This window comes from Brucella cytisi, assembly GCF_038433355.1.
Classification (GTDB): domain Bacteria; phylum Pseudomonadota; class Alphaproteobacteria; order Rhizobiales; family Rhizobiaceae; genus Brucella; species Brucella cytisi.
Genome location: NZ_JBCAUP010000013.1, coordinates 41,199 through 66,816 on the forward strand (window position 1 = coordinate 41,199; position 25,618 = coordinate 66,816).

Consider the following 25,618-nt stretch of genomic DNA (forward strand, 5'->3'; position numbering starts at 1 on the left):
AATTCGCGCCGTTTCTGTTTGATGCTTGGCAAAGACAGCTCCTTTAGGCTAGGTAAATTCGGCTTGAATGGAGAAGCTTTGAGTTGAAGACAAGCATCGGCCAATATCGGATATCCTTGGCTATACGCGTCCTTAGCGTATTCGCCCTGATGTTCGTCGCCTTTGCGCACAAGCCCATCGACCTCAATGCGCCCGACAGCTACCTGCTTGCCCAATACCAGTTGCCTGATGGAACCTACCCGGTGCTCTGCATCGGCGATCATGGTTCCGATCCCAACCATCAGGGTCACGACAAGCATCTGAGCAACAATAGTTGCGAAGCCTGCCGGATTTCATCGGCCTTCCTGTGCCCTGCGCCTGCGGTTTCAACCGGTGCTGCCCCGCATATCGCCATGGCGGACGGCCTCGTGCCGCCACAACCGATCCTGCAGCACAACACCTATCCGCCAGCGGCACCGCCGCAAGCGCCGCCCCTCGCCTGAATAATATCGTTTGAGCGAATGCGCTCCCCGGATCGCATTCGGAAATGAAACGCGCCCGAACCCTGTTCCCCCGAACTTGGTACCGGTGTGCCTTCCAATGATTATTCAGGTTTGACACAATGAAGAACTATCGTCTTTTCGCCTCCGCCATCTCGATTGCCGCACTGTGCGCCTCTGCTGGCCTGGCCCAAGCCCACTCCTCCCTCGACCAGAGCGAAGCCAAGGCAGGTGGCTTCTACAGGGCAACCTTCCGCGTACCGCATGGCTGCGACGGCAAGGCCACGACCGAAGTGAAGGTCGAGCTGCCTGAAGGCTTCATTTCGGCCCAGCCGCAGGTCAAGGCGGGCTGGAAGATCGAGACCGTCAAGGGTGACTATGCCCAGAGCTACAAGGTGCACGGCAAGGATGTGACTTCCGGCGTCCGCGAAGTCCGCTTCACCGATGGCAACCTGCCCGGTGATTTCTACGACGAGTTCACCGTTGTCGGCCAGCTCGCCAAGTTCGACAAGGATACCACCCTCTCCTTTCCCGTGACGCAGGTCTGCGGAAGCGATGCGTCGGTTGCGTGGACGGAAGTGCCCAAGGATGGCCAGAACCCGCACGATCTGGCGCATCCGGCACCGCAGCTGCTGGTGAAGGCCGCAGGCGCCGACGATGGGCACGGCGGCCATGGTGGGCACGACAAGATGGGCCAGATGGATGGGGCCTCCATGCAGGCAGCAGTGCCGACGAAGCTTGGCGAACTGGAAATCACGGCACCTTCGGTGCGCGCCATGGTTCCCGGTGCCAAGGTTGCAGGCGGGTTCCTGACCATCGCCAATGACGGCAAGGACGCTGACAAGCTGGTTTCCGTCACTACCGGCGGTGTCAAGCGCGTCGAAATCCATGAGATGTCGATGCAGAACGACGTGATGAAGATGCGCCAGCTTGAAGGCGGTCTGGATATTCCGGCAGGCGAGAAGGTCGAGCTGAAGTCCGGTGGTTATCACCTCATGTTCATCCAGCCGGAAAAGCCATACAAGGAAGGCGAGACCGTTGCTGTCACGTTGGAATTCGAAAAGGCCGGCAAGGTCACAATCGACTTCCCCGTCACCGCCCAAAGCGGTCAAAAGGGCGGCCAGAAAGATGGAGAGCATTCGGGTCACTAGAGCGCGTTTCGATCTGACTGAATCAGATCAGCGCGTCTCGGCTTTTTGTTCCAAAGCGCATCCTGAAAACCGTTTCATACTTTGCGGGATGCGCTCCAGCGCTACAGTTGCAAATTCGTCAGGCCGTGGCGAGAAGAGTGATTTTCGAGTACCGGAGCGGAGCGTGCTTCCAGGCATAGTCCCGAAAAGTTGCAGACTTTTCGGATAAGGCTACGCGCCAGAGAAAGCTACGTGAGCACCGGAACGGGGAAGATTGCTATTTGCAACCCGGCATCACGAAGAATGCGACTGTGGTGTTAGCAAAGGGGCGAATGATCCGCGTCCTCTCTCCTTCGCGCATTATGCGCCCGTTTGCCGCAACCGCTGCTCCCCCACAGCGGTTGCGTTCCTTCTCGAATGCTGTAAACATGAGTATTAAAGTCTAGAATAATTCCAAACAATTGAAATCTAATAAGATTTTAAACCTGAGTAATTGACTCCAGATGGATTTTCTGGCTTTTATGCATGGTGCAAATTCACAACCTTTGATGTCTGGGCCTTGAACCCTTTCGATTGGAGGACCCTATGATTGGTCTCGGCGAATGCCGGTCCGCAAATGTCGACGGCCTGCCCTGGCAGCTCAGTCTCTTGCCGACCGGATATTGCAATGTGCGGGGGGAAACCGAACGTCCCTCTGTAAAAGTGCAGGGTTCACACCCCGCATGCATGTCTTCATTCCGTAGCTTCTACAGGAGGCGGACATGAATATGCGCATATCCCAACTGAACGGCGCCAACACTGCGGGCTATTTCGATCGCCTGCCGGAAAAGCTGGTGCTGGAAGGTTATCGCCGCTGGACTGCGGGTTTCGAGACAGGCTCGATCATCCCGTGGGAAATGACCTGGGGCCTCTATTCGGAAGTGCTTGGGCCTTCGGAAGCAAAACGCGCGGTGGGCGAGCTGTCGCATTTCATCCGCGTGCTGCGCCATTGCGCTAGCTGCCAGTTGCGTGCTTTCCCTTTCGACTCGCACTATGTCTGCCGTGAGGAATGCCTGACGCTGGGGCTGATTTCCGGCATTCAGAATCAGGACGCGTTGCTGCTTGATACCTGCCTTGAAGCCATTGCCTGTCATCGCCGCTGCGACGATGTGGCAGGGGCTGCCCGCAATTTTGCCGACACGCTGGCTGATTTCGGCCAGACTTTGTTGCCAATACCGATCCATGCCATCGACAGCGCTTTGAATTTTACGCCGCGCGCGACTTTTCACTGATTGACCCAAGATCGGCCCCAGATCGATCCTTGGCCGGAAAGTCCCAGCGTTTTGCGAATGAAGATGATTCCAGATTTCAAGTCGCCGTTACCCGGCGCAAGGAGATAGAAATGCAGGCCAGAACCGAACGACGCCTCGGCATTGCCGCCGCCCTCGTCCTGACCGCAGGAGCGTTTGTCATGCCGGGCGTATCCACCCAGATCGTGCAGAACGATGTGGTGCCGCAGAGCCAGATTCATATGGCTTCGGCAGAAAATCTGCGCGCCGAGCTGCGCCATTTCGTCAATCTCGGCGAGGCCATGCCGAAGTCGGTGCGCTACGAGTAATCGTATCGAACCTGATACAAAAAGGCCGCGCCAGATCTGGCGCGGCCTTTTTATTTGCAGCAGAAACGCTTCAATTTCCAACGGACGCTGATGCACCGTGCGGACCGTTGAGATTTCGGTTATGACGAGCCGAAAATGGTGGAGTGCGAGCACCGGAACGCAGTGTACTTTAGGTACATGAGCACCGGAAGCGCAGCACAACGCCATTTGCAGGCCGTCAGAGCCGGAATTCCTCCGGTCCGGTTATCCGACGATGATCGGAGCCTTGCCCTGTACGCGGTTATAGAGATCGATGATGTCCTGGTTCATCAGGCGGATACAGCCGGATGACATGGACTGGCCGATCGACCACCATTCCGGCGAGCCGTGGATGCGATAACCGGTGTCCTGCCCATTCTGGAAAATGTAGAGCGCGCGCGCACCCAGCGGATTTTGCGGGCCAGGTTCCTGACCGTTACGATATTTTGCCAGTTCCGGCTTGCGCTGGATCATTTCCGGTGGAGGCGTCCAGACCGGCCATTGCTTCTTGTACTGGACATTGGCAGTGCCCGACCACTCAAAGCCCGCCTTGCCGATCCCGATGCCGTAGCGCAGCGCTTCTCCGCCCGGCAGAACATAGTAGAGAAGATGATCCTTGAGGCTGACAACAATCGTTCCCGGCGCCTGCCCTGTCGGGTCCGGCACGATCTGACGGCGGAATTGCTTCGGCACCTTCTCGTATGGAATTGCGGGCAGTGAATACGGCCCTTCCTGCACGGCGGCGTACATGACATCCGGCGTCGTGATATCGCGGTCGACGCTGATCTGCGGACGCATCGGCGTAATTCCGCCCGTCGACATCGGATCGACATTCATCTGGAAAGCCGACATATCCATCGTTTGGTTACAACCGGCAGCACCGGTGAGGAGGACGGCACCGGTGCCGAAAAGGAAGCGGCGGCGGCTCAGATCGTCAATGAACTTGGTCATGCAAATTACCCGGACAGAAGTGTTGAAACACAGCCGTCAAGCGACCGCCATACTCAACAGCAATTTGCATTCTTATGGTTGAAGAACGGTTAAACAACTCGCGCAAACGTGTCTGAAAATTCCGTTTGAAAGCATAAATTGCAGTGAATGTGAAAACTTAATCGATTTAATTTTCATGGCAAATGCGGCGAACGTATGTATCTCATGGCTATTTAATGGCGAAAATGTGGCTTTGTCTCAAAACCGCTATTCTGAATTGTAGCCGGATAGCAAAAGGCCGGGTCATGAAACCCGGCCTTGATTGCCTTCAATAATTTGCGGCGATCAATAATCTTTTTCGTAGAAGATACCGCCGCTTGAATCGCCTTCCGCTCCCAGCGATCCCTTGGCTTTCAGGTTGCGGGTGATGTCGAGATTGACGGTGCCCTTGGTCGAGCCGCCTGAACCCGCTTCCACACCCAGATAGATATTGTCGCGGATATAGCGACCGGCACGAACTGCCGTCTGGCCCTTGTCATCCGTCACGACATCAAGATCATCGAGACCTGTCCCGGCGCGCAGCTTGTTCATGAGCGAGTTGTTGGAGCCGCCCGCAAGTTCAGCGGCGGCAGCGGCAAGCTGTGCGATCTGGAAGGCCGACAACTCGCCGATGGAGCGCTTGAAGATCAACTGCGCCAGCACTTCATCCTGTGGCAGTTCCGGCGTCGACGAGAACTTGATGTCGAGATTATCAACCGTGCCCGTCACCGTCACGATTGCGGTGATTTCATTGCCTTCCGAACGGGCGACGAAGTTGAGCTGCGGATTAAGATCGCCCACCAGCGTGACATGGCCTTCATCGAAGGTAATGCGCTGCCCGAGAATACCGATGCGGCCGCGGATCATGTCGAACGCGCCGACCGGCTTGATATCGGTCACAGGCCCGGTCAGGCGAAGACGTCCGCCCAGTTCCGTATCGAGGCCGCGACCGCGCACGAAAATCTGGTTGGGCGCGTTGATGACAACGTCGAGGCGCGGTACGGTCGGACGCGCTGTCGGCGTCGGCACTTTGCTGCGACGCGTTTCGACCTTGGCACGATCAAGCGTCACCTGAACGTTCTTCGGCGTGTTCTTGTGGCGAACCGGAACATAGGCTGCGCCGCCGCCCAGATTTTCCGGCACCGAAATTTCAGCCCTGTCGACATCGATGCGGCCTGAAATCAAAGGATCTCGCATCAGCGGTCCGCTGATCGTGATTCCGCCGTCGACGGTCGCCACGACCAGCTTGCCGTCGGCATAGCGGGCACGATTGAGCTTGATCTCGATATTGGCCGGGAAACTCGCTTCGGCATTGGTCGAGATCGTACCGCTGGCGGAAACCGATCCGCCGCTGCCGAGCGCGGCATTGACCTGACGCAGCGTGACGGTTTCGCCATCCAGGCTGCCCATGACATTGATATTGTTCAGGCGAACATTGGTGTCCGGATCGACAAAGGTTGCGCCATTGGTGGAGAACATGCCGCGCAATTGTGGACGGTTGAAGCCGCCCGAAACGCTGGCCGTCAGCGTCAGCGTACCGTTTACCTGCGCACCGCGATCCGCCAGGAAGCGGTTGGCGAGCGCCAGCGGAATGCTACCATTGACATTGACTCCAAGCCCCTGCCCCGAGAACGGAACCTTGCCATTGGCGGTGACATTGAGGCCGCGTGGACCGTCGACGGTCAGCGACGAGAAGTCGATAGCCATGGCCGCATAGCTGCCTGCAGCTTGCAGGGTGAGCGGCGCAAGTCCGTTATCGCGCAGCGGCTTGGCCGCAAGGCCTGTACCGCGCAGATTGAAGCTTGCAGCAGGATTGGTGAGCGGTCCTGTGACACGCGCCGTTCCGGTCACATTGCCCGCGAGATCCTGTCCCTTGACCGCACCGTTCAGCGCCGTCAGCGGAAGATTGGCGAGATTGACGTCGATGGCAAGGTCTCCCTTGCCGAGCGGCACGCCGCCATTGGCGCGAACATCGATGCCGCCTCCTCCGGTTACATGCGCATCGACATTGAGCCGGTTATTGGCCGAGGTGCCTTTGGCATCGGCATTGAGAGCCGCAATGCCCTGCTTCTTGAGCTCCGCGGCCGTCACGCCTCGCGCCGCCATGTCGAAAGCGACATTGGGCGCTTCTTTCGTGCCGGTGATGCGGGCTGTGCCGTTGACCGTGCCGCCAAGCCCCAGTTCCGGCTTGAACGTATTGGCCAGAGCCAGCGGCAGATTGGAAAGGGCGACCGAAAGATCGAGACGACCATCGACCACGCCATTGACCTTGACCTGCCCGGCGCTGGCATCTGCGCCCGTATTGATGATGATATCCCCGAAGGAGATTTCCTCGCCCTTCATGGAAATGGTGGCGGGCGCGGCCAGATTGGCGCTGAGTGTGCCCTGCTTCACATGAGCCGAAGCCAGTCCCAGTTCAAAACCGCCATTCTTCGGCTCAAGCGAACCAGCCGCGCTGGCGACTGTGCCGATTTTCAACTTGGTATTGGCAGTGAAATCGGTTTTCGACCCGGTCGCATTGGCCTTGGCATCGAAGCTGTCGATGCCGAAAGTGCCGACCATTATGTCGCGCGCCGCAGCATTGCCGTCCACCACCGGCACGCCGAACAGGTCCTTTGCCGTCAGGGCAATATCAGCCGAGGTGATACGATTGCCATTGACCTTGATGTCCTTGGCATTGGCAGTGACCGATGCATTCTGGCGACCGTCATTGGCGTCGAGCTTGATATCAGCATTGGCCGCACCGGTCGCCTCTGCCAGCGCCAGGGCTGCTGCAGTGGAGATATCCGGCGCATCGAGCTTCAGCGCGCCGGTCAGGAGACCTTTCGCGGTCTGGGTGACATTGCCCGAAAGATGCGCACCGCCTGCATTGAAGACGAGGTCGGTCAGACGCTTTTCGTCATTGACGATGTCGATGAGCGTTCCAAGATCAACACGCTGGCCATTAAGGAATGCACTGCCAGCAAGCTTGCCGGAAAGGGCAGCACCTGTCTTTGCATTTCCATCGAGCATGGCATTGAAATCGAGACCGCCTTCGGAAAGCTTGCGACCGGCCAGAGTGCCCTCCGGCGCATCGGCGCGCAGCGCCAGCGCGATCAGCTTGTCGTCGCCACGCGCACTGCCCTTGACGGTCATCCGCCCCGATGCCTGATCGGAAAGAAGCTTGAGATCGGACAGCATGACGCCGAAATCAAAGCTTGCCTTGTCGGACGCAAAGGAACCATTGGCAGTGATCTCGCTCAGCTCATTGCCGATGCGGAAATCCCGCGCCGAAAATCCCTCGCTGCTGCGGCCAAGCGCGCCGCTGAGATTGACGGCACCATCGAGAATGCGGTCGACCGCTTCCGTGCCGGTGCGCATGTTCTGTGCTGTGCCGTTAAGGTCGAGCTGGAATGCACCGCTGACCGGGCGAACAATGCCCTTGGCGTTGACATCGATGCTGCCTGCAAGGTCACGGTCAGCCAGAGCGCCGAACGGCGCAAGGCTTGCAATCTTGGCGGCGATATCGCCATTGAAGGCAAAGTCGTCGATATTGCCCTTGAGATCGAGGCTGAGACCGTTACCGGCAATATTGGCTTGCGCCAGTTCGACCGGCGAGCCGGCGCGCCATGCGCCATCGATGGCGAGCGCAATCTTGCTGCCAAGCGCCTCGGCAATTTCCGCCCGTTCTGCCGAAATGCCATCCATCCCGCCATTGACCTTGAAGGTGATATGGCGATTGGCGGCATCGCTCAGGTTCTCGGCAACGCCGCCCATGTCGAGCGCGATGCTGTCGGCGGAAATCGTTGCGTTCTTGAGACCGGCAATTGCAAGCGTTCCCGTCCAGTCATTGGTCGGGCGATCACCGTAAGCGACCTGGAGCTTTGCATTGTCGATATAGGTTTCAGCGCCCTTGACCGGCAGGAGGACGCGGCCCTTGCTCTCATCGGCAATGGAGGCATCGATGCGCAGCTTGTTCAGGAAGCGGTCATTGCCGGTTTCGGCAGAAGCCTTCAGTTTCAAGGCAGCGCTGTTCAGCGCCAGATCATCAAGGCGGAAGCCGCCTGCATCCTTCAGGAAGCCATCCGCCGACAGTACGGTTTCGGCACCGAAGAAATCGCGGAATACAGGCGGTACAAGAACCGCGATCGGACCGTTGAAACGGGCAGAGAAAACACGTCCGCCATCGGGCGCCTGACCTTGCCGGTTGAGCGCGAATTCGCCTGTCAACGTGCGGCTGCCATTGGTGTCGAGCGCAAGATCGACCTTCAACTCGTCAAGCGGACCGGCGCCTTTCAAAGTAAGATCGACCGGAGGACGACCATCGATGTTCAACAGGTTGGCGACGATGCCGTTAGCCGGTTCCGAGACTTTAAGGTCGAGATCGACCTTCTGGTCAGAATTGGCATAGGCCGCGCGAAGGGCAAAATTTCCGCCGGGACCGTCGAGACGCTTGATGTCGAAATTTGAATCGAGCGAACCATCGGCAAGCGACAGGCTGCCATTGGCAGAAACTTCCGATTCAAGACCGAAAATGTCAGGCCCGAAATGCAGGCGCGCAATGGCGAGCTGGTCGAGGCTGATTGAAATCGGCAGTTCCGGCAGGCTGAACGTGGACGATTCCGGCGACGGCAGGCTGTTGTCAGGCAACGGCTTGCGAATGATATCGATACGCTCGGCAGCAAGCGACTGGATGCTGAGACGACCAACAAGAAGTGCGGTACGGCTCCAATTCAGCTTGGCATTCTCGATGCGCAGCCAGACGCCTTCGCGGTCGGCAATGGTGATTGAGCCGACGGTTGCTTCCGAAGACAGAACACCGCTGATGCCGGAAATGGAAATACGGCGGTTCGGCGCGGAAAGCTGGCTTTCCACGAAGGACAGGAAATAGGATTTCTCTTCTTCTGCTGGTGCTTCTGCCTGTTCCTGTCCAGAGGCCTGATCTTGAGCCTGAGCGGGAACTTGAGCTTGAGCCTGCAACTGTTTCTGCTGTTCCGGCCAGCCGAAGATGACTGCCGTGACGGAGAAAGCGACGAAGGCGATGATTGCGAGAAATCTGGTCAAAACGCCTGTCCTATACCTACGTACAAGCCATAGCTCGGGTCACCCGAGCGGCGGTTGAGCGGAACGGCGACATCGAGGCGGATCGGTCCGAGACCGGTCAGATAGCGCAGACCGCCACCGACGCCGACGCGCATCTGTTCCGAGAAATCGGGAAAAGACTTTTCACCGACATAACCGGCATCGACGAATGCCACCGCGCCGATGGAATCGGTGATGCGGGTGCGCACTTCGCCATTGGCCTCGACAAGCGAGCGCCCGCCGATAATCTCGCCATCGCCCGCGCTGACGCCGATATTGCGATAGCCATAGCCGCGAACCGAGCCGCCGCCACCTGCCAGGAAGAGCTGGCTCGGCGGCAGGTCCTCGATGGACGCGCCGACGATCGAACCGAACTTGAGACGGCCTGCGAGGATCACGCGATCCTTTTCGCCAAAGCCGTAATAGGTGCGGCCTTCGGCGGTGAAACGGGTGGCGAAATTGCCGTACTGGAATTCGTAGAAGGGCTGGATATTGCCTTCCAGATAGAAGCCCGAACTCGGATCCGGCTTGTTGTTGCGGCTGTCATAAAGAAGATTGCCCTCAAGACCCGCCGTCGTGAAGCTGCGCGAGCCGAAGACGTCATCGTCGAAATGACCCTGGCTCGCCTTGGCATAGAGCGCGCCTGACAGCTCGTCGCTGAATATCTGCGTGAAGCCGGTCTTCGCATTGACCGATGTTTCGGTATAAGCATCCAGCACTTCGCGCTTGGCATCAAGCGATGCGACAAAATCCGTATCCGGTGTATAGACGCCCGGCTTCGTGAAGCTCGTACCCAGAAGATAGGTAAAGTTCTTTGGATCGAAGGAATTGTCCTGCGTGCCGCCGATACCGCTGACCTTGGCGTCGAAACGCAGGCGCTCGCCGCGTCCGAACAGGTTGCGGTGCATCCAGTAGCCGGTCAGGCCGAAACCATCGATGGTCGAATATTCGGCACCGAAGCCGAAACGGCGCGGCTTGCGCTCCTGCACGTTGAGCGTCATCGGCAGGCTGCCGTCCCGCTCGATCTTTTCGGCTTCCTCGAAGCTCATGGCGCGGAACACTTCCATACGACCGAGACGCTTCTTGGCTTTCTCGATATCGTCGGGATCGTATTCCTGGCCTTCTTTCAGCCCGGTCATCCAGGCCACGAATTGCGGGTCCATGCGCGCGGTTCCGACGACGCTGACCGGGCCATAATGCGCCTTCTGGCCGGGATCGAGCGAAACATCGGCAGAAACCCGGTTATCGGCATGGTCCGCGACGATATCCTCATCGGTAATCCGCGCCTTGGCATAGCCTTGCTGGCGCCACGCCTCAACGGCAAGGCGCTCCGCCTTGATGACCGTGCCCGAACGCGCCACCTGTCCCGGTGCGAAGCCCGCATCTTCGGGCGACTGCACCTGATCGCGCTTGTCGACCGGCGGTGGCGCAATATTGGAAATGGCCGTGCGCGAGAACAGAAATTGCGGGCCGGGGTCAACCGAGATCGCGACCTTCGCATCATTGGGGATTTCCGCGTCGGGCGGAATGTCGTTCGCCTCACGGCCATCGACTTGAATAGAAATCGTACCGCCATAGCGGCCTTCGCCATAGAGTGCGGCCAGAATGCGGCGATAATCGCCGCGCGCCTTGGCCAGCAGTCCGGCAGAGCCCGAAGCTGGTCTCTCCGCATCCGAAACGAGGCCTGAAGCGCCTTCAATGGTGGATTTCAGATCGGCTTCCGTGCCGTCCGCATTCTTGCGGTCGCCCGTGGTCGTGACCTCGACGGAGTAGGTCTTCGGGTCGATGATGTCAGGATCTTCCTTCTTGTCCTCGCCCCACAGACGAACACCAAAGATCTCGAACGCCAAAGCAGGCGACACGATGAAAGAGGAAAATTGAGCCGCCAGCAAAAGCATGGCGATGCCCCTTCCCTGTATCGTCCTGTTACTCCAAGTCATACGCGCTACTGTCCGGTTCCTGTCTATGCGGTCGCCTGGCGGCGTCCCGTTCATTACCCCCAAGCCCAGGACGATTCAGGGATTACCATAGGGAGAACGGAAGTCCAAGCAACAACGCTAGATATGGACCATTTCAGTCAATGGAGTATTAACGTTACCACACCATTGCAACTTCCCGCGCAGATTGAAGCGCTTTGTGTTCGCATTCCGCATTGATTGCAGGGCGCGATCAGAAAATTGTAACGGCTCGCCGGCGGGGTGCTGCCGGCGAGCTGTCCATCAGGCCATTGGGAGGAGGGAGAACGACCTGATCAAAATAAGTTCTGGCACAAGCACACCGGATGCCGTCAGCGGCCAGCGTGCATCGGGCGCATATTTCCGAAATGGAAACCGCCGCCGCCCATACCACCGCCGCCAAAGCCGCGGTTGAAACCACCAAAGCGGGTCGGAGACATGACCGAACCGCGACCCCAGTTGCGACGTATCTGGCCCTGCGGCCATCCACGCCCGCCCCAGTTGCCGCCGCCGCTCCAGCGCGGGCCATGGCCCCAGCGCGGATTCCAGCCGCTGCGATTGGACTGGCAATTGCGGCCAATGCAGCCATTGACGTAGTTCGGTCCGCCGCGCCAGCCTGGACCCCAACCACCGCCCCAGCCGGGACCCCAATAGCCGCCGGTCGCCCAGCCGATACCAAGTCCGAGGCCGAAGCCGTCATCGTAACCGTCATTATTGACGATCACCGTAGTGCTGGACGGCGCGGCATAAGCGGGGCAGCTATAGGCGCCGAGACCCAGCCAACACGGCTCCCGTTATAGATCTGGCACCAGCCATTGCGGCAGGAACTGGCATTGACCGTCGCACCGGCGGGGAGCGCAACAAGCCGTCCGTAGTTGGAACCGGGGGCCGAACGGACATTGACCGAAGCCGAGACATAGGCTGTTGCAGCGGAAGCAATAGCGGGCGTGAACAGGGTTGCAGCAATAACAGCCGCACCAAGAATACGATTATTAGTAAGCATTCCCGTAAATAAAGGCATCGCACCTTCTCCAGATTAGCGGCCGAACAGAGACGCAATAAGTATAAAACACGAGATAATTTAGGTTAATATATTACACTATGCAAACAATATGTGTAATAATGGTAAATTTAGGGCGTATAATATTATTTTCTACACTTATATATTGATTGCAATCATCTTTATTTCACAAAATACAACGTCGCACTTAAAGCATTTTTGATTAAAATTTTACAGGAAATGTTACTCTCACCTCTTTGACGGACAGTCAAAAAGAAAGGCGTCCCGGAGGGAACCGGGACGCCACGCGGCTTTGGGGGGAGAGAGGGAGGATAAAGCCGCGATCACGGGCCGTCAGGCCAGTTGTTTTGCGAGGCTCACAGATGCATTCCCTGCAGCGTTGTGGTGCAGGGAATGTGTTTGACGAGCCTTTTATAGCAGGGCGCTAAGATGCTAGCGCTATCCACGCCCTGAAAATGCTCTATCACCGCACGGGCTTAACAAGTCTCGCTGAGTCAAACTCAACGAGACCTGATATTACGGCAGATTACGCACGTCTTCCGGCGACATGTACATCGGCATCATATTGGTATCGAGGTGATGCATGACCCAGATGGAGCCGGCAAGAACGATAGCCAGAATGATGACCGTGAAGATGAGTGCCAGAATATTCCAGCCGCCTTCCGACTTCGGATCGAGGTGCAGGAAGTAAACCAGATGCACCAAAATCTGAACGACGGCGATACCGAGCACAATTGCTGCGGTGGTTCCCGGCGTGAAGTAGCCGTTCATGGCCAGCATGAATGGAACGACGGTGAGAACGACTGCCAGCACGAAGCCGATCAGATAGGTCTTCAGGCTGCCGTGGCTCGCGCCGTGATCATGTGTTTCGTGTGCAGAGCTCATCACAGTACACCCAACAGATAGACAAGGGTAAAGACGCCGATCCAGATAATATCCAGGAAGTGCCAGAAGAGGCTGAGGCACATCACGCGCGTCTGGTTCTTTTCCGTCAGACTGTCACGCAGAAGCTGGGCCGAAAGCACCAGAATCCAGATTAGGCCCGACGTGATGTGAAGACCGTGGGTTCCCACCAGCGCAAAGAAGGCCGAGAGGAACGCGCTGCGGCCCGGACCTGCACCTTCATGGATCAGGTGATTGAACTCATAGACTTCCATCGCGAGGAAAGCAGCGCCCAGCAGGAAAGTCACGCCCAGCCAGAACAGAAGGCCGGCACGGTTCTTCTTGAACATCGAAAGCGTGGCCAGACCATAGGTCAGCGACGACACCAGCAGGAGCATGGTTTCGATCAGAACAAAGTTCAAATCGAACAGTTCACGGCCGGTCGGACCGCCCGCAAACTGATGCGCCAGAACGGCATAGGTTGCAAACAGGCCCGAAAAGAGGACGCAGTCGCTCATCAGGTAGATCCAGAAGCCGACCAGCGTGGTCGACCCTGCATCGTGATGGTCCTCATGAGCGGGGTGTTCGTTCCCGCCCGTGAACGGAGCGGTGGTTGAAATGCTTGCGCTCATCGGAATCAGGCCTCCTGAGCAGTGAGTTGCCGGGTACGGAGGTCTTCGACTTCCTGCACCTCTTCGGCCGAGACGTAAAAGTCTCTGTCATTATTGAAGGAGTGAGCGATGGCAACGGCCAGCACAGCGACGGCGGAGGCGATTGCCAGCCACCAGATGTGCCACACCAAGGCAAAGCCGAGCGGAATGTTCAGAATGCCGATGATGAAGCCGGTGCCGGTGTTCTTCGGCATGTGGATGCGCGCGAACTTTTCGGTGCGGCGCACATAGCCGTTCTGCTTCATATCCCACCAGCCGTCATGATCGCGCACATGCGGAACTTCGGCGAAGTTGTAGAAGGCAGGCGGCGAAGCCAGCGACCATTCCAGCGTACGGCCCGTACCCCAGCTGTCGCCATTGTTGTCGCGCAGCTTTTCGCGGTCGCGGATCGAAACTGCGATCTGCAGAACCTGGAACACGATACCGCAAAGGATGATCGCAACGCCGATGGCGGCAATGATGAGGTAGATATGCCATGCCGGGTTTTCGGTGTGGTTCAGACGACGGGTCATGCCCATCAGCCCGAGCACGTAGAGCGGCATGAAGGCCAGGATGAAGCCGACGAGCCAGCACCAGAATGCGTTCTTGCCCAGACGTTCGTTCAGCTTGAAGCCGAAAGCCTTCGGCCACCAATAGACGAGACCGGCAAAGCAGCCGAACAGCACGCCCGAGATGATCACATTGTGGAAGTGGGCGATCAGAAACACCGAGTTGTGCAGCACGAAGTCTGCTGGCGGAACTGCGAGCAGAACGCCCGTCATGCCGCCGACAACGAAGGTGCACATGAAGCCGATGGTCCACATGACCGGCGTTTCCATGCGAACGCGGCCCTTATACATGGTGAAGAGCCAGTTGAAGACCTTCGCCCCCGTCGGGATCGAAATGATCATGGTTGCCACGCCGAAGAAGGCGTTGACGTTGGCACCGCCACCCATGGTGAAGAAGTGGTGGACCCAGACCAGGAACGACAGAACCGTGATGGCCACAGTGGCATAAACCATCGACTTGTAGCCGAACAGGCGCTTGCCGGAGAAGGTTGCCACGATTTCCGAGAAGATACCGAAGCACGGCAGAACCAGAATGTAGACTTCCGGGTGACCCCAGATCCAGATGAGGTTCACATACATCATCGGATTGCCACCGGCATCATTGGTGAAGAAGTGGAAATCCAGATAGCGGTCCAGCGAAAGCAGGGCCAGCGTGACGGTGAGGATCGGGAAGGCTGCGACGATCAGCACGTTCGAGCAGAGCGCGGTCCAAGTGAAGACCGGAACCTGCATCATGCCCATGCCGGGCGCGCGCATCTTGATGATGGTGGTGATCAGGTTCACGCCCGAAAGCAGCGTACCCATACCGGAAATCTGCAAGGCCCAGATATAATAATCCACCCCGACATCCGGGCTGAATTCCTTGCCGGAAAGCGGCGGATAGGCCAGCCAGCCAGTCTTGGCGAATTCGCCGACACCGAGCGAGATGTTGATGAGGATCGCACCGGCAACCGTCAACCAGAAGCTGAGCGAGTTGAGGTACGGGAAAGCCACGTCGCGCGCGCCGATCTGAAGCGGCACTGCGAAGTTCATCAGGCCGACGATGAAGGGCATCGCAACGAAGAAGATCATGATCACGCCATGGGCGGTGAAGATCTGATCGTAGTGGTGCGGCGGCAGGAAGCCTTCATTGGCGCCGGAGGCGATTGCCTGCTGGGCGCGCATCATGACCGCATCCGAGAAGCCGCGGAACAGCATCACGAGTGCCAGAATGATGTACATCACGCCAATGCGCTTGTGGTCGACGGACGTCAGCCAGTCGTTCCAGAGCGGAGCCCATTTGCGGTAGTAGGTAATGGCTGCAAGAATAGCGAGCGCCCCGCCAGCCACCGCGGCCAAAGTGACCATGATGATTGGCTCGTGATAGGGTATCGCTTCGAGCGTAAGTTTTCCGAACATTTTTTATCACGCTTCGATTTTAGCAATTCCGGGACGGCGCAAGACGCGCCATCTTTCCGGAACCGCGTGAAACAAAGGATTGAATGCGGATGGCCGTGACCTCCTGCGAGATCACGGACCTATCGGCACATCAGTTTTCGAGCTGCGAGAGGCGCTGCGGCTGGACTGCGCAGATGATGTCGCTCGCCCACTGGCTGAAATCGACAGGCGACGACTTGCGCAGATTGGCACGCGCTTCGCGGATCATCTGTTGACGATGCATTTCATCGTCGAGGCAGACGGACTTGCCGTCCCAGCAGCGGTTCACGATGTTGTGGAACAGCGCCTGGTCATTATAGGTGAAGAACTGCGGCGGAACCTTCTCGCTCGGCTGAACCAGCGAGGCGTAACGGTCGCGGCTCAGCTCTTCGCCATTCGCCTTGGCCTTCACATCGGCAACCCACTTGTCGAAGTCGGCCTGATTGTAGGCATGCGCCTTGAAGCGCATCTGGGCAAAACCCTGACCGCTGTAATTGGCGGAGATACCGTCGAACTCGCCAGCATGATTGGCAATCAGATGCAGCTTCGTCTGCATGCTCGGCATCGTGTAGACCTGACTGCCGAGCTGCGGGATGAAGAAGGAATTCATGATGTTGCTGGAGGTCAGCTTGAAGTTGACCGGCACATCGACCGGCATTGCCATTTCATTGACGGTGGCGATGCCCTGGTCCGGATAGATGAAAAGCCATTTCCAGTCGAGCGCAACGACTTCGACATTGATCGGCTTTGCATTCGATTCCAGCGGGCGGTACGGATCGAGCTTGTGGGTGGCAATCCAGGTCACGGAGCCCAGAACGACGATGATCGCCAACGGGATGAGCCAGACGGCGAGCTCGATCTTGGTCGAGTGGTGCCAGTCGGGCTGGTAATCCGCCTTCTCATTCGAGGCGCGGTACTTCCATGCGAAGTAAAGCGTCATGAAGATGACGGGAAGCACGACGAGCAGCATGATGCCGGTCGCAAAAAGCATGAGATCGCGTTCTGCCATGCCGATTTCCCCTTTCGGGGAAAGCAGGACCTGGTTCTCGCAGCCTGCGAGAAACGCCGTGAGGGCCAAGACGGCGAACGAAACGATCGTCCGGGGGGTGCCGTGTTTCATTTGTCTTTCCATCCTGCGCGCGGAGTATCATCTCCGGCGCATGCGTCATTTCCTAGTTTTCGGTAAATTCTGAAATTTCCAAAAGTACCGTTATAACGAATAATCCCGTTTGTCACGTGCCTGACGAAAATTGTGCTGGATCGTAATGTCGCGCCCAAAAGCGGGCATTTTGTCTGAACAATCCGGCCAGATCGCTGATGCGGGCCATGTTTTGGGCAATGCATAAATGCAATAAATCCATCGGCCCTCTCAAGGGATCGATGTCCTGACCGGCGGTCTGAATGGGTCACCAGTTGTCAGGTGCGGCGGAGCGAATAGGCCCAAAGGAAAGGGTTTGCAAGATGAAAACCGCCATCTACCCCATGAATAAACGGGATCGTGATGGGAATTTACCGAATTTGACGCGAATTGCGCGCATCTCGGAAAGTGTTAAACGGTTTTCGGACAGCCGCTCCGATCCATGTCCGACGTTTTGTGGCGGCACGATCCTCGGCAAAATAACCCCGGGGCGCAGAGACGGTTTATCTTCCGCGCTGTGTATGCTTATTGAAAATGCGCGAGGGAATTGGGGATAGAAATGATATTTGCCGAAATGCCGCTTGATGAAGCCGAAGGTGCAATTCTCGGCTATGCCATGACGGCAGGTGCGCTCACTTTACGCAAAGGCACAGTTCTTGATGCCCTCAATCTTGCCCTGTTGCAGGAGGCAGGTATCAGCTCGGTTCTGGCTGCGCGCCTGGAAAAGGGCGATATCGGCGAGGATGAGGCCGCACTCGCCATCGGACGTATGCTTATTTCCGGCGAAGTGGAGATCGGCAGCCCCACAACCGGACGGGTCAATCTGCACGCCCGGAAGAATGGCGTATTTTTGGTAGATGCCGACCGTATTGATGCGATCAATGCGCATGATGCGCGCATTTCCATCGCGACGCTGCGCAATCATGTGCGGGTGGAAGCCGGACAGATGGTCGCCACAGTCAAGATCATTCCTTTTGCTGTGCCGGGGATCCTTTTGCGGGACATCGGCCTCGATGCACGGCCTGCGCTGCGCATCCATCCCTTCAACGGCGCGCGGATCGGGCTGATCCAGTCGCGCCTTCCCTCGATACGCGAAACGGTTCTTGAGAAGACCCGCGAACTGATGGGAAAGCGGACTGCTCGAAATGGCGGGACACTTGTTTGCGAGAAGCGCGTCGCGCACGATCAGGTTGCGCTGACAGCGGCAATCGCGGAAGTGAGCCGCACCTGCGATATTATCGTGATCTTCAGCGCATCGGCGGTTGCCGACGAGGCAGATATCGTGCCGCAGTCGATCCGCATGTCGGGCGGTGAAATCCTGCGCATCGGTATGCCGGTCGATCCGGGCAATCTGCTGGTTTTGGGCCGGCATGATGGCAAATATATTGTCGCCGCCCCCGGATCAGCCCGCAGCGCCCGCGAAAACAGCCTCGACTGGGTGCTGGATCGCCTGATGGCGGGGATCACACTTTCCGCCGACGATCTTTCCCGCATGGGGGTTGGTGGACTGGTTCTCTAGAACGCGTAGTCGAAAACCAATATGCCCTCGATGCCACCTTCAGCGGCTTCGACGAGGCTTTTGCCGACCTTCGCGTGTTCGGGATGCGGAAGATAGGCATCCCGCGCCGCGCTATCCGTGAAATCGACGACAAAACCGTGCCGGAAACCCTTTTTCGAGATTTTCCAGACTGTTGTTTTCGCCAGCCGTAATGGACAGGATGCCACCGATCTTGTCCTTGAGGGCCACAACGGCCTGCAGCTTCTCGTCGATCTGCGCGGCTCCGAGTTCGGACCTGAATTCGACGAGAACGATATGGCGTATCATGAACGGTTTCCGTGATTGAAAATGAGATCGCGCGGCCTCCAGAAATGGCAGCAGGCAACCTCTTTCATACGGTATTTATCGAGCGGGGAAAATGTTTCCTGTCATGCGTCACTGAAACGGAACCGCACCGAAAGCCATTTCGCAATTCCATGCGGCCTCGACCGGAACTCGCCTGACGGCAGTACTCCAGAGCGGTTCCAGTTAAAAACAGAGCCGCTGAACCGCTGCAAGTATTTGTTTCGTCGCATTATCCAACGCATCGAAGCGAGATAAGAAACCAATCCCGTGGACCGGTTCCCGGCAGGGACACGTCATTCTTTCCGGAAAATACGCTAAAAACGAAAAAGGCCGGGTTGAACCCGACCTTCCGCTTTCACCTGAGTTGCGCCAGTACATCCGTGGTCACGACCCCAAGTGAATTCCCGATACGCATATGGATATAACCCGTCTGCGTTTCAGGAATATGACATTGCGGGCAGCGGCCAGATTACTCCAAAACCGGTTCAACCCGGCCCTGCCCCGACAGTTTCGACCCACAAACCGTTGCCTGAAACTGCCGTATTCTTGCGTGGGCGCCTAATCACGCCCATGTAGTCCGCGTTCATCCCGCTTCCGCAGATCGACGCTTGTGATATCCGTTTCCGACGTCTGAAGCTTTGCGCCCAAAGGGCTGCAGAACCTGTCGTCAGGCCGCCATCGGCGTTTCCGCCACATCGGGGTGGTTGTAATTCCACACCTCGATCAGGCATTGCCGCATCAAGTCGAGATCGACCGGACCGATCCGGCTCAGTACAAGATCAAGTTCGTCGGGCTCTACGCCCCTGTTGAGCAACTCAACAATCGCCTCGATCAGAATTCTTTTATCGTCAAATCTGTAGCGCTGCATAAACCTGCTCCGCTATCTGCCCCAGCACATGGTCATAGATTAAACAGTCATGGTTAACCGAAGCTTAAGCCACGAAAAACCAACGCGATTTACTGACACCACAAACTGACGCAGACGCTTGCTCCAAAAATTTTCCGCAAGAACCTGCGGAATGCATTTCAAAAATAAATTAAACAGAAAATTGAAGACCTTGTTCTCGGACAAGATTAAGTCCAAATCCTAGTATATTTCCCGCGAAAACCAAGAAGAAATTTTCAACTCGCTATGTTTTATTATTTGCTTTCGTTCGGATGAGGCCCCTATGTCGTTCTTTCGGAAATACGTCGATTGGTCCTTTACTTATGCCCGGATGGCCGGGCTGGGACTGCTCGTCGGCTCAAGCGTCATGGGCGGCTATCTGTACACGCTGCAATATAAGGGCAACGTCCACACCATCATCGACGGACAGGCCTATCGCTCCAACCAACCTGATCCTGCACGCATCGCATCCCTGCAGAAGCTTTATGGCATCAAAACGATCATCAATCTGCGCGGCCCGGAGTCGGGCTCGAAATGGTATGACGAAGAGATCGCAACCGCGAAAACGCTCGGCATCAAGCATGCCGATTTCGAAATGTCGTCAAGGCGGGAGTTGACCCCTGCACAGACGAGACAGCTAATCGCCCTGATGCAGAATGCAGAAAAGCCGGTGCTCATCCATTGCAAATCCGGCGCCGACCGCACCGGTCTCGCTGCAGCGCTCTATGTGGCAGCAGTCGCGAAGGGTAGCGAAGGCAAGGCCGAGCGGCAGATGTCCATCGCCTACGGACATTTCGGTTTTCCGCTCAGCCCGACCTACGCTATGGAAAAGACCTTCGAAGCCATCGAGGCGGAACTCGGCTATACCGGTTCCTGATGGTTTTCAGCTCCACAAATGCAGAACGCCGGGGATAACCCCGGCGTTTTGTATTCTAAACCACGACAATCTTATTCGAGGCCGACGATCTTGCCGTCATCCCACTTGAAGATGTCGAAGCTTGGCGAGCTAAGGTCGCCGTTTGCGCCATAGGTCAGCGTGCCAATAGCGGTTTCGATAGGCTTGCCATCATGCAGAGCCTTGGCGACGGCAGCAGAATCATCGGTCGAATCGGCGCGTTCGATGCCGGCCTTGATGACTTCCACAGCGGCATAGGCGTTCATGGTGAAGGCTTCAGCCGGGATACCCTTGGCCTTGAGCGCTTCGATAGCATCCTTGGAAGCCGGGTTCTTGGTGGCGTCCTTGGCGTTGGTAAAGAGCGTGCCCTGTGCGTTGGTGCCGCCGATTGCCCAATATTCGGTGTTGGACAGGCCTTCGCCGCCGAGCACAAGTGCCTGCATGCCAGCGTCATGCAGCTGACGCGACAGGAGGCCGCCTTCGGCATGGTAGCCGCCGAAATAGACGACGTCAGTGCCAGCAGATTTGAGCTTGGTGACGAGCGCGCTGAAATCCTTGTCGCCCGGCGTGACCGAATCGTAATGGACTTCCGTGATGCCGCCCTTGTTGATCGCCGCCTTGAAAGCGTCGGCCAGACCCTTGCCATAGGCACCCTTGTCATGGATCACGGCGACCTTCTTGTCCTTGAAGTTCTTCAGGACATAATCGGCCATGACTTCAGCCTGCTGGTCGTCGCGACCGCAAGTGCGGAACACGTTTTCCAGATTGCGCGCGGTCAGATCCGGGCCGGTGGCGGTCGGGGTAACCATCAGAACACCGTTTTCCGAGAAGACGTCGGAAACAGGGATGGCGACGCCGGTCGTGACCGGGCCGACGACGAACTTGATGCCGTCGCCAACGATCTGGTTGGCGGCGGAAACGCCCTGCTTCGGTTCACCGGCATCGTCTGCAAACTTCAGAACGACTTTCTCGCCCTTGATGCCGCCAGCCTTGTTGATGACTTCAACGGCGGTTTCCGCGCCCTTCTTCACCTGGTCACCGAAAGCAGCGACAGGGCCCGTCAGCGGTGCAACGACGCCGATGGTGATGTCAGCATAGGCGGCGCTGGCAAAGCCGAGTGTAGCTGCGAAAGCCACGCTGGACAGAAGTTTCAGGTTCATTCTTTTTCTCCTTTGTAGGGCAGCGTCCTCCGACGGCCCCGAGACAACCCTTGCCGGTCAAATCTCAACGCGTCTGCGCTGCCGAATTGCCGGGCCCTCCCTTTTGTTCATCACATGATCTCAAAGGGTCAATCCAAAAGCACACCGCACCGCCGCCTCGAAGAGGTCAGAGCCATAATATTATCCGAAATTGCATCTGCCCTTTCGGAATCATGCTCCGGAACGGGAGCGAGCTTTCATGATGTAATAAGAATGCATTTCCGGCTTCCGATTGCAAGGGGCCAAGTGCCCGCAACTACAACGAAAATCGGCTCCTCCCAAATGTTCAGTTCCCTCCCTTCCATGATGGTGATTTCTTCGCAAAAAAGGCCGCGATTCCCTCCGCGGCCTCTGGCGTTTCCCATGTATCGGCAAGACGGGTCAGCGTCATTTCGATGACGCCCTCGTCTATCGGCGCGCCCAGCGCATGAACCAGCCTCTTGGAGGCGGCAACCGCTGCAGGCGCGGTGGCAAAATAGGGTTTAATCTCCGCCTCCACCGCCGCATCGAGACGTTCCGCCTCGATAACGTCATGCACCAGCCCGATCCGCCGTGCTTCCTCGGCATCGAACAGTCGCGCCGAAGTGAATGTGCGCAGCGCATTCGCCTGACCGATGCGCGCTACCACATAGGGGCTGATGGTGGCCGGTATCAGGCCGAGCCTGGTCTCCGTCAGCCCGAAGCGCGCGCCGGATGCAGCGATGGCCGCATCGCAGACGCTGATGAGGCCGACGCCGCCGCCATAGGCCTGCCCGTTGATGCGCCCGAACAGCGGTTTTGGCAAATCGCGCAGCGCTTTCAGCATGAGGGCGAGCTTGCGCGCTTCCTCAATGCGCTGCGCGCGTGTGGCTTTGACCTGTTCCTGCATCCATCCCAGATCACCGCCTGCACAAAAACTGGTGCCATTGCCGGTCAGGACCACGAGGCGCACGGCGTCATCATCCGCCAGATGCAGCGTCGCCGTCAGAAGCTCATCGATCATCCGACCGGATAGCGCATTATGCTGCTCTGGACGGTTGAGCGTCAGTGTCGCGACGCCGCGTTGATCTATCGCAATCTGGATCGTTTCAAACGCCTTCATGCGGCTTTGTCCTGACGCAGCGCCTGCGCGAACAAGGCCGCTGATCTGAGCTTGTCCAGATTGAGGCCGGTTTCAAAACCCAATCCATGCAGCATTTCGACGACGGAGACCGTATCGACATTGCCCTTGGCGCCCGGCGCGAAAGGACAGCCGCCGAGACCGCCGACCGAAGCATCGAACACGCGCAAGCCCTTCTCCAGACTGACGCGGATATTGTCGAGGGCCCGCCCGCCCGTGTCGTGATAGTGGCCGGCAAGGCTGTGCGCAGGCGCAATGGCCAGCACGGCATCCAGCATGGCTGCCACCTTGTCCGGCGTACCACGCCCGATCGTATCGCCGAGGCTTACTTCGTGACAGCCCAGCGAGAAAAGCTGTTCGGTCACATCGGCAACCGCTTGCGGGGCCACCGGCCCGTCATAGGGGCATTCCACGACGCAGCTAACATAGCCGCGAATGGCCAGACCATCATTGATCGCAGCACCGATGACCGGCGACAGCCGCTCGATGCTCTCAGCAATCGTGCAATTGATATTGGCTTTCGAAAAGCCTTCCGAGGCGGAAATGAAAACCGCAATCTCGTCAACATTTGCAGCGGCAGCAGCTTCATAGCCCTTCATGTTGGGCACCAGTACCGAATAGCGCACGCCATCAGCACGGCGAATCCCGGCCATGACTTCTGCGGCATCCGCCAGTTGCGGCACCCATTTCGGGCTAACGAAACTCGTTGCCTCGATGCGGGCATAGCCGCAATCCGACAGGCGGTCGATCAGTGCGACCTTGTCCGCTGTCGGCACAAACCGCTTTTCATTCTGCAGGCCATCACGCGCAGCCATTTCAACGATTTCTACGTGTTCAGCCATGTTCTTCCTCCAGTTCTACAAGAAGGATGCCTTCATTGACCTGATCGCCCGCTACAACAGTTACGGACAAAACCTTGCCGTTGCGCGGCGCGGTCAGTGACAGTTCCATCTTCATCGCTTCCATCGTTACAAGCGGATCGCCCTTGGCGACGCTCGCCCCCTCCACGACGGAAACCAGTCGCACCAGTCCCGGCATCGGTGACAGGATGCGGCTTTCACTCGAAGCATCCTCTTCCGCGCCAACAGACTGCACATGATGAAATATGGTGTCGCGACCTTCGAGTTGCACCGTCACATCATGTCCGATGCGCACGACGGACGCCTCTGAAACACGGCCATTCACAGCAAAGCGAACCAGCCCGTTTTCATGGAAACGGATTTCGATAGTGCCGAAAGCAAAGCCGAAATGCCTGTCACCCATGGTCGTGAAGCTAACAGTGTGGCGCTCGCCATGATGATCGATAAGGGCCGAGCGCGATGCGTCACCCCACAAACGAAAGCCGCGCAAGCTCGTCCACGGATCGCCTGTCACTGGGGTATCCAGCAGGTCGAGTGCACCAAGGGCGGCAAGCGCAAAAGCAATGTCCGAAGGCCGCTCATCCGTGAACAGAACTGCCGTCTCGCGTGCGATCAGGCCGGTATCGACATCACCGGTGCGGAAAGCTTCAAGGTTGCAAAGCGCCGACAAAAATTGGCGATTGGTGACGAGGCCAGCAATCCGGGTCTTGTTCAGGCTCGCATCAAGCCGGTTTAGTGCCTCATCGCGCGTTGCGCCATGGGCGATGATCTTTGCGATCATCGGATCATAGAACGGCGTGATCGTATCGCCGGTTCGCACACCGGAATCGACACGGGCATTTTCAGGCGGCGCGAACAGAGCAAGCTTGCCGGTTGCGGGCAGAAAATCCCGCGCCGGGTCTTCGGCATAAAGTCGCGACTCGAACGCCCAGCCATCTATGGAAAGTTCGTCCTGTCGTTTCGGCAAGACTTCGCCGGAAGCCACGCGCAATTGCCATTCGACAAGATCAAGGCCGGTAATCGCTTCCGTTACCGGATGCTCGACCTGCAGGCGGGTGTTCATTTCCATGAAGAAGAAGCGGTCCGGCCGCAGCCCTTCAGAAACATCGGCGATGAACTCCACCGTGCCCGCGCCGGAATAGCCAATGGCCAATGCGGCCTTGACCGCCGCCTCGCCCATGGCGGCGCGCATTTCCGGCGTCATGCCGGGTGCAGGTGCTTCCTCGATCACCTTCTGGTGGCGGCGTTGCAGCGAACAATCGCGCTCGAACAGATGCACGGCATTGCCATGATTATCGCCGAAGACCTGCACCTCGATATGGCGCGGTTTCGCCATGTATTTTTCGACCAGCACGGCGCTATCGCCGAAAGAGGCTTCCGCCTCGCGGCGCGCGCTGTCTAGCGCCGCTGCAAAATCCGCCGACTGATCGACGCGGCGCATGCCCTTGCCGCCACCGCCTGCCCGTGCCTTGATGAGCACCGGATAGCCGATCCGGTCCGCTTCGCTTTTGAGGAAGGCTCCATCCTGATTGTCGCCGTGATAACCCGGAACGACAGGCACGCCAGCCTTTTCCATCAGCGCCTTGGCGGCATCCTTCAGCCCCATGGCGCGAATGGCTTTGGCCGATGGGCCGATGAAGACAAGTCCCGCTGCTTCGACCGCATCCACGAAACCGGCATTTTCGGAGAGAAACCCATAACCCGGATGGATGGCCTCTGCGCCAGTTTCCTTCGCAGCCTTGATGATAGCCTCGACATTCAGATAGCTTTGCGCAGAAATGGCAGGACCGACGCGCACCGCCTCATCGGCCATCTCGACATGAAGCGCATTGGCATCCGCATCCGAATAAATTGCGACGGTGGCAATACCCAATTCCCGCGCCGTGCGAATGACCCGGCAGGCAATTTCTCCGCGATTGGCAATCAGTATCTTTTTGAACATCTGATTGCT

Annotated in this window: 20 protein-coding genes and 1 pseudogene; 6 read left to right on the top strand and 15 right to left on the bottom strand. The window is 57.7% G+C overall.

Annotation, left to right across the window (positions count from 1 at the left end; all coding sequences use genetic code 11):
- Positions 1–83 precede the first annotated feature (83 nt).
- The 4 genes from AAE521_RS14080 to AAE521_RS14095 all read left to right on the top strand — a co-directional run bounded on the left by AAE521_RS14080 (position 84) and on the right by AAE521_RS14095 (position 3,206).
- Positions 84–482: a hypothetical protein gene (locus AAE521_RS14080; protein WP_071632024.1), complete on the top strand. Its 399-nt coding sequence runs from the start codon at positions 84–86 to the stop codon at positions 480–482.
- Positions 483–601: 119 nt separating this feature from the next.
- A complete protein-coding gene (locus AAE521_RS14085) occupies positions 602–1,630 on the top strand; it encodes a DUF1775 domain-containing protein (RefSeq protein ID WP_342061625.1) in 1,029 nt (342 codons plus the stop codon).
- A gap of 740 nt (positions 1,631–2,370) precedes the next feature.
- A complete protein-coding gene (locus tag AAE521_RS14090) occupies positions 2,371–2,880 on the top strand; it encodes a hypothetical protein (protein ID WP_342061626.1) in 510 nt (169 codons plus the stop codon).
- Positions 2,881–2,990: 110 nt separating this feature from the next.
- The gene (locus tag AAE521_RS14095) at positions 2,991–3,206 is read left to right on the top strand and encodes a hypothetical protein (RefSeq protein ID WP_011982288.1); all 216 of its coding nucleotides are present in this window, start codon (positions 2,991–2,993) and stop codon (positions 3,204–3,206) included.
- A gap of 243 nt (positions 3,207–3,449) precedes the next feature.
- On the opposite strand, the gene AAE521_RS14100 is transcribed toward AAE521_RS14095, so the two are convergent.
- The 8 genes and pseudogenes from AAE521_RS14100 to cyoA all read right to left on the bottom strand — a co-directional run bounded on the left by AAE521_RS14100 (position 3,450) and on the right by cyoA (position 16,867).
- Positions 3,450–4,175 carry a L,D-transpeptidase gene (locus tag AAE521_RS14100; RefSeq protein ID WP_010657860.1) on the bottom strand — a complete coding sequence of 242 codons (726 nt, stop codon included), beginning with the start codon at positions 4,173–4,175 and terminating at the stop codon, positions 3,450–3,452.
- A gap of 324 nt (positions 4,176–4,499) precedes the next feature.
- Positions 4,500–9,236: a translocation/assembly module TamB domain-containing protein gene (locus AAE521_RS14105; protein WP_342061627.1), complete on the bottom strand. Its 4,737-nt coding sequence runs from the start codon at positions 9,234–9,236 to the stop codon at positions 4,500–4,502.
- The gene (locus AAE521_RS14110) at positions 9,233–11,194 is read right to left on the bottom strand and encodes an autotransporter assembly complex protein TamA (RefSeq protein WP_445433032.1); all 1,962 of its coding nucleotides are present in this window, start codon (positions 11,192–11,194) and stop codon (positions 9,233–9,235) included. Before AAE521_RS14110 ends, AAE521_RS14105 begins: the two co-directional genes overlap by 4 nt.
- A gap of 347 nt (positions 11,195–11,541) precedes the next feature.
- Positions 11,542–12,230, bottom strand: a pseudogene (locus tag AAE521_RS14115) (SH3 domain-containing protein).
- A 516-nt stretch (positions 12,231–12,746) separates the two neighbouring features.
- The gene (locus AAE521_RS14120) at positions 12,747–13,115 is read right to left on the bottom strand and encodes a cytochrome o ubiquinol oxidase subunit IV (protein ID WP_010657856.1); all 369 of its coding nucleotides are present in this window, start codon (positions 13,113–13,115) and stop codon (positions 12,747–12,749) included.
- Entirely contained in the window at positions 13,115–13,744 is a 630-nt protein-coding gene (gene cyoC / locus AAE521_RS14125) for a cytochrome o ubiquinol oxidase subunit III (RefSeq protein ID WP_342061629.1), read from the bottom strand. The genes AAE521_RS14120 and cyoC overlap by 1 nt, the downstream gene beginning before the upstream one ends.
- A gap of 5 nt (positions 13,745–13,749) precedes the next feature.
- Positions 13,750–15,729, bottom strand: a complete 1,980-nt coding sequence (gene cyoB / locus AAE521_RS14130) for a cytochrome o ubiquinol oxidase subunit I (protein WP_010657854.1) — start codon at positions 15,727–15,729, stop codon at positions 13,750–13,752.
- 130 nt (positions 15,730–15,859) lie between these two features.
- Positions 15,860–16,867, bottom strand: a complete 1,008-nt coding sequence (gene cyoA / locus AAE521_RS14135) for a ubiquinol oxidase subunit II (protein WP_342061630.1) — start codon at positions 16,865–16,867, stop codon at positions 15,860–15,862.
- A 577-nt stretch (positions 16,868–17,444) separates the two neighbouring features.
- Here cyoA and AAE521_RS14140 point away from each other — a divergent pair.
- Positions 17,445–18,404 (top strand): molybdopterin-binding protein, encoded by a 960-nt coding sequence (locus AAE521_RS14140; protein ID WP_342061631.1) that lies wholly within the window; start codon positions 17,445–17,447, stop codon positions 18,402–18,404.
- Here the strand turns inward: AAE521_RS14140 and AAE521_RS14145 are convergent.
- From AAE521_RS14145 to AAE521_RS14155, 3 genes are all read right to left on the bottom strand, one after another.
- A complete protein-coding gene (locus AAE521_RS14145) occupies positions 18,401–18,610 on the bottom strand; it encodes a Dabb family protein (protein ID WP_342061632.1) in 210 nt (69 codons plus the stop codon). The two genes, AAE521_RS14140 and AAE521_RS14145, sit on opposite strands and share 4 nt — an antisense overlap.
- Positions 18,516–18,710, bottom strand: coding sequence for a Dabb family protein (locus AAE521_RS14150; RefSeq protein ID WP_342061633.1), 195 nt, complete (start codon positions 18,708–18,710; stop codon positions 18,516–18,518). Before AAE521_RS14150 ends, AAE521_RS14145 begins: the two co-directional genes overlap by 95 nt.
- A gap of 685 nt (positions 18,711–19,395) precedes the next feature.
- Positions 19,396–19,596 carry a hypothetical protein gene (locus AAE521_RS14155; RefSeq protein WP_010657850.1) on the bottom strand — a complete coding sequence of 67 codons (201 nt, stop codon included), beginning with the start codon at positions 19,594–19,596 and terminating at the stop codon, positions 19,396–19,398.
- Positions 19,597–19,897: 301 nt separating this feature from the next.
- Between AAE521_RS14155 and AAE521_RS14160 the strand changes: the two genes are divergently transcribed.
- A complete protein-coding gene (locus tag AAE521_RS14160) occupies positions 19,898–20,491 on the top strand; it encodes a tyrosine-protein phosphatase (RefSeq protein WP_342061634.1) in 594 nt (197 codons plus the stop codon).
- A gap of 71 nt (positions 20,492–20,562) precedes the next feature.
- On the opposite strand, the gene AAE521_RS14165 is transcribed toward AAE521_RS14160, so the two are convergent.
- The 4 genes from AAE521_RS14165 to AAE521_RS14180 form a co-directional block, all read right to left on the bottom strand.
- Positions 20,563–21,669: a branched-chain amino acid ABC transporter substrate-binding protein gene (locus tag AAE521_RS14165; protein WP_010657848.1), complete on the bottom strand. Its 1,107-nt coding sequence runs from the start codon at positions 21,667–21,669 to the stop codon at positions 20,563–20,565.
- A 325-nt stretch (positions 21,670–21,994) separates the two neighbouring features.
- Positions 21,995–22,789, bottom strand: a complete 795-nt coding sequence (locus AAE521_RS14170; protein WP_342061635.1) for a crotonase/enoyl-CoA hydratase family protein — start codon at positions 22,787–22,789, stop codon at positions 21,995–21,997.
- Entirely contained in the window at positions 22,786–23,649 is an 864-nt protein-coding gene (locus AAE521_RS14175) for a hydroxymethylglutaryl-CoA lyase (protein ID WP_029926080.1), read from the bottom strand. The genes AAE521_RS14170 and AAE521_RS14175 overlap by 4 nt, the downstream gene beginning before the upstream one ends.
- A complete protein-coding gene (locus tag AAE521_RS14180; protein ID WP_342061636.1) occupies positions 23,642–25,609 on the bottom strand; it encodes an acetyl/propionyl/methylcrotonyl-CoA carboxylase subunit alpha in 1,968 nt (655 codons plus the stop codon). The genes AAE521_RS14175 and AAE521_RS14180 overlap by 8 nt, the downstream gene beginning before the upstream one ends.
- Positions 25,610–25,618 lie beyond the last annotated feature (9 nt).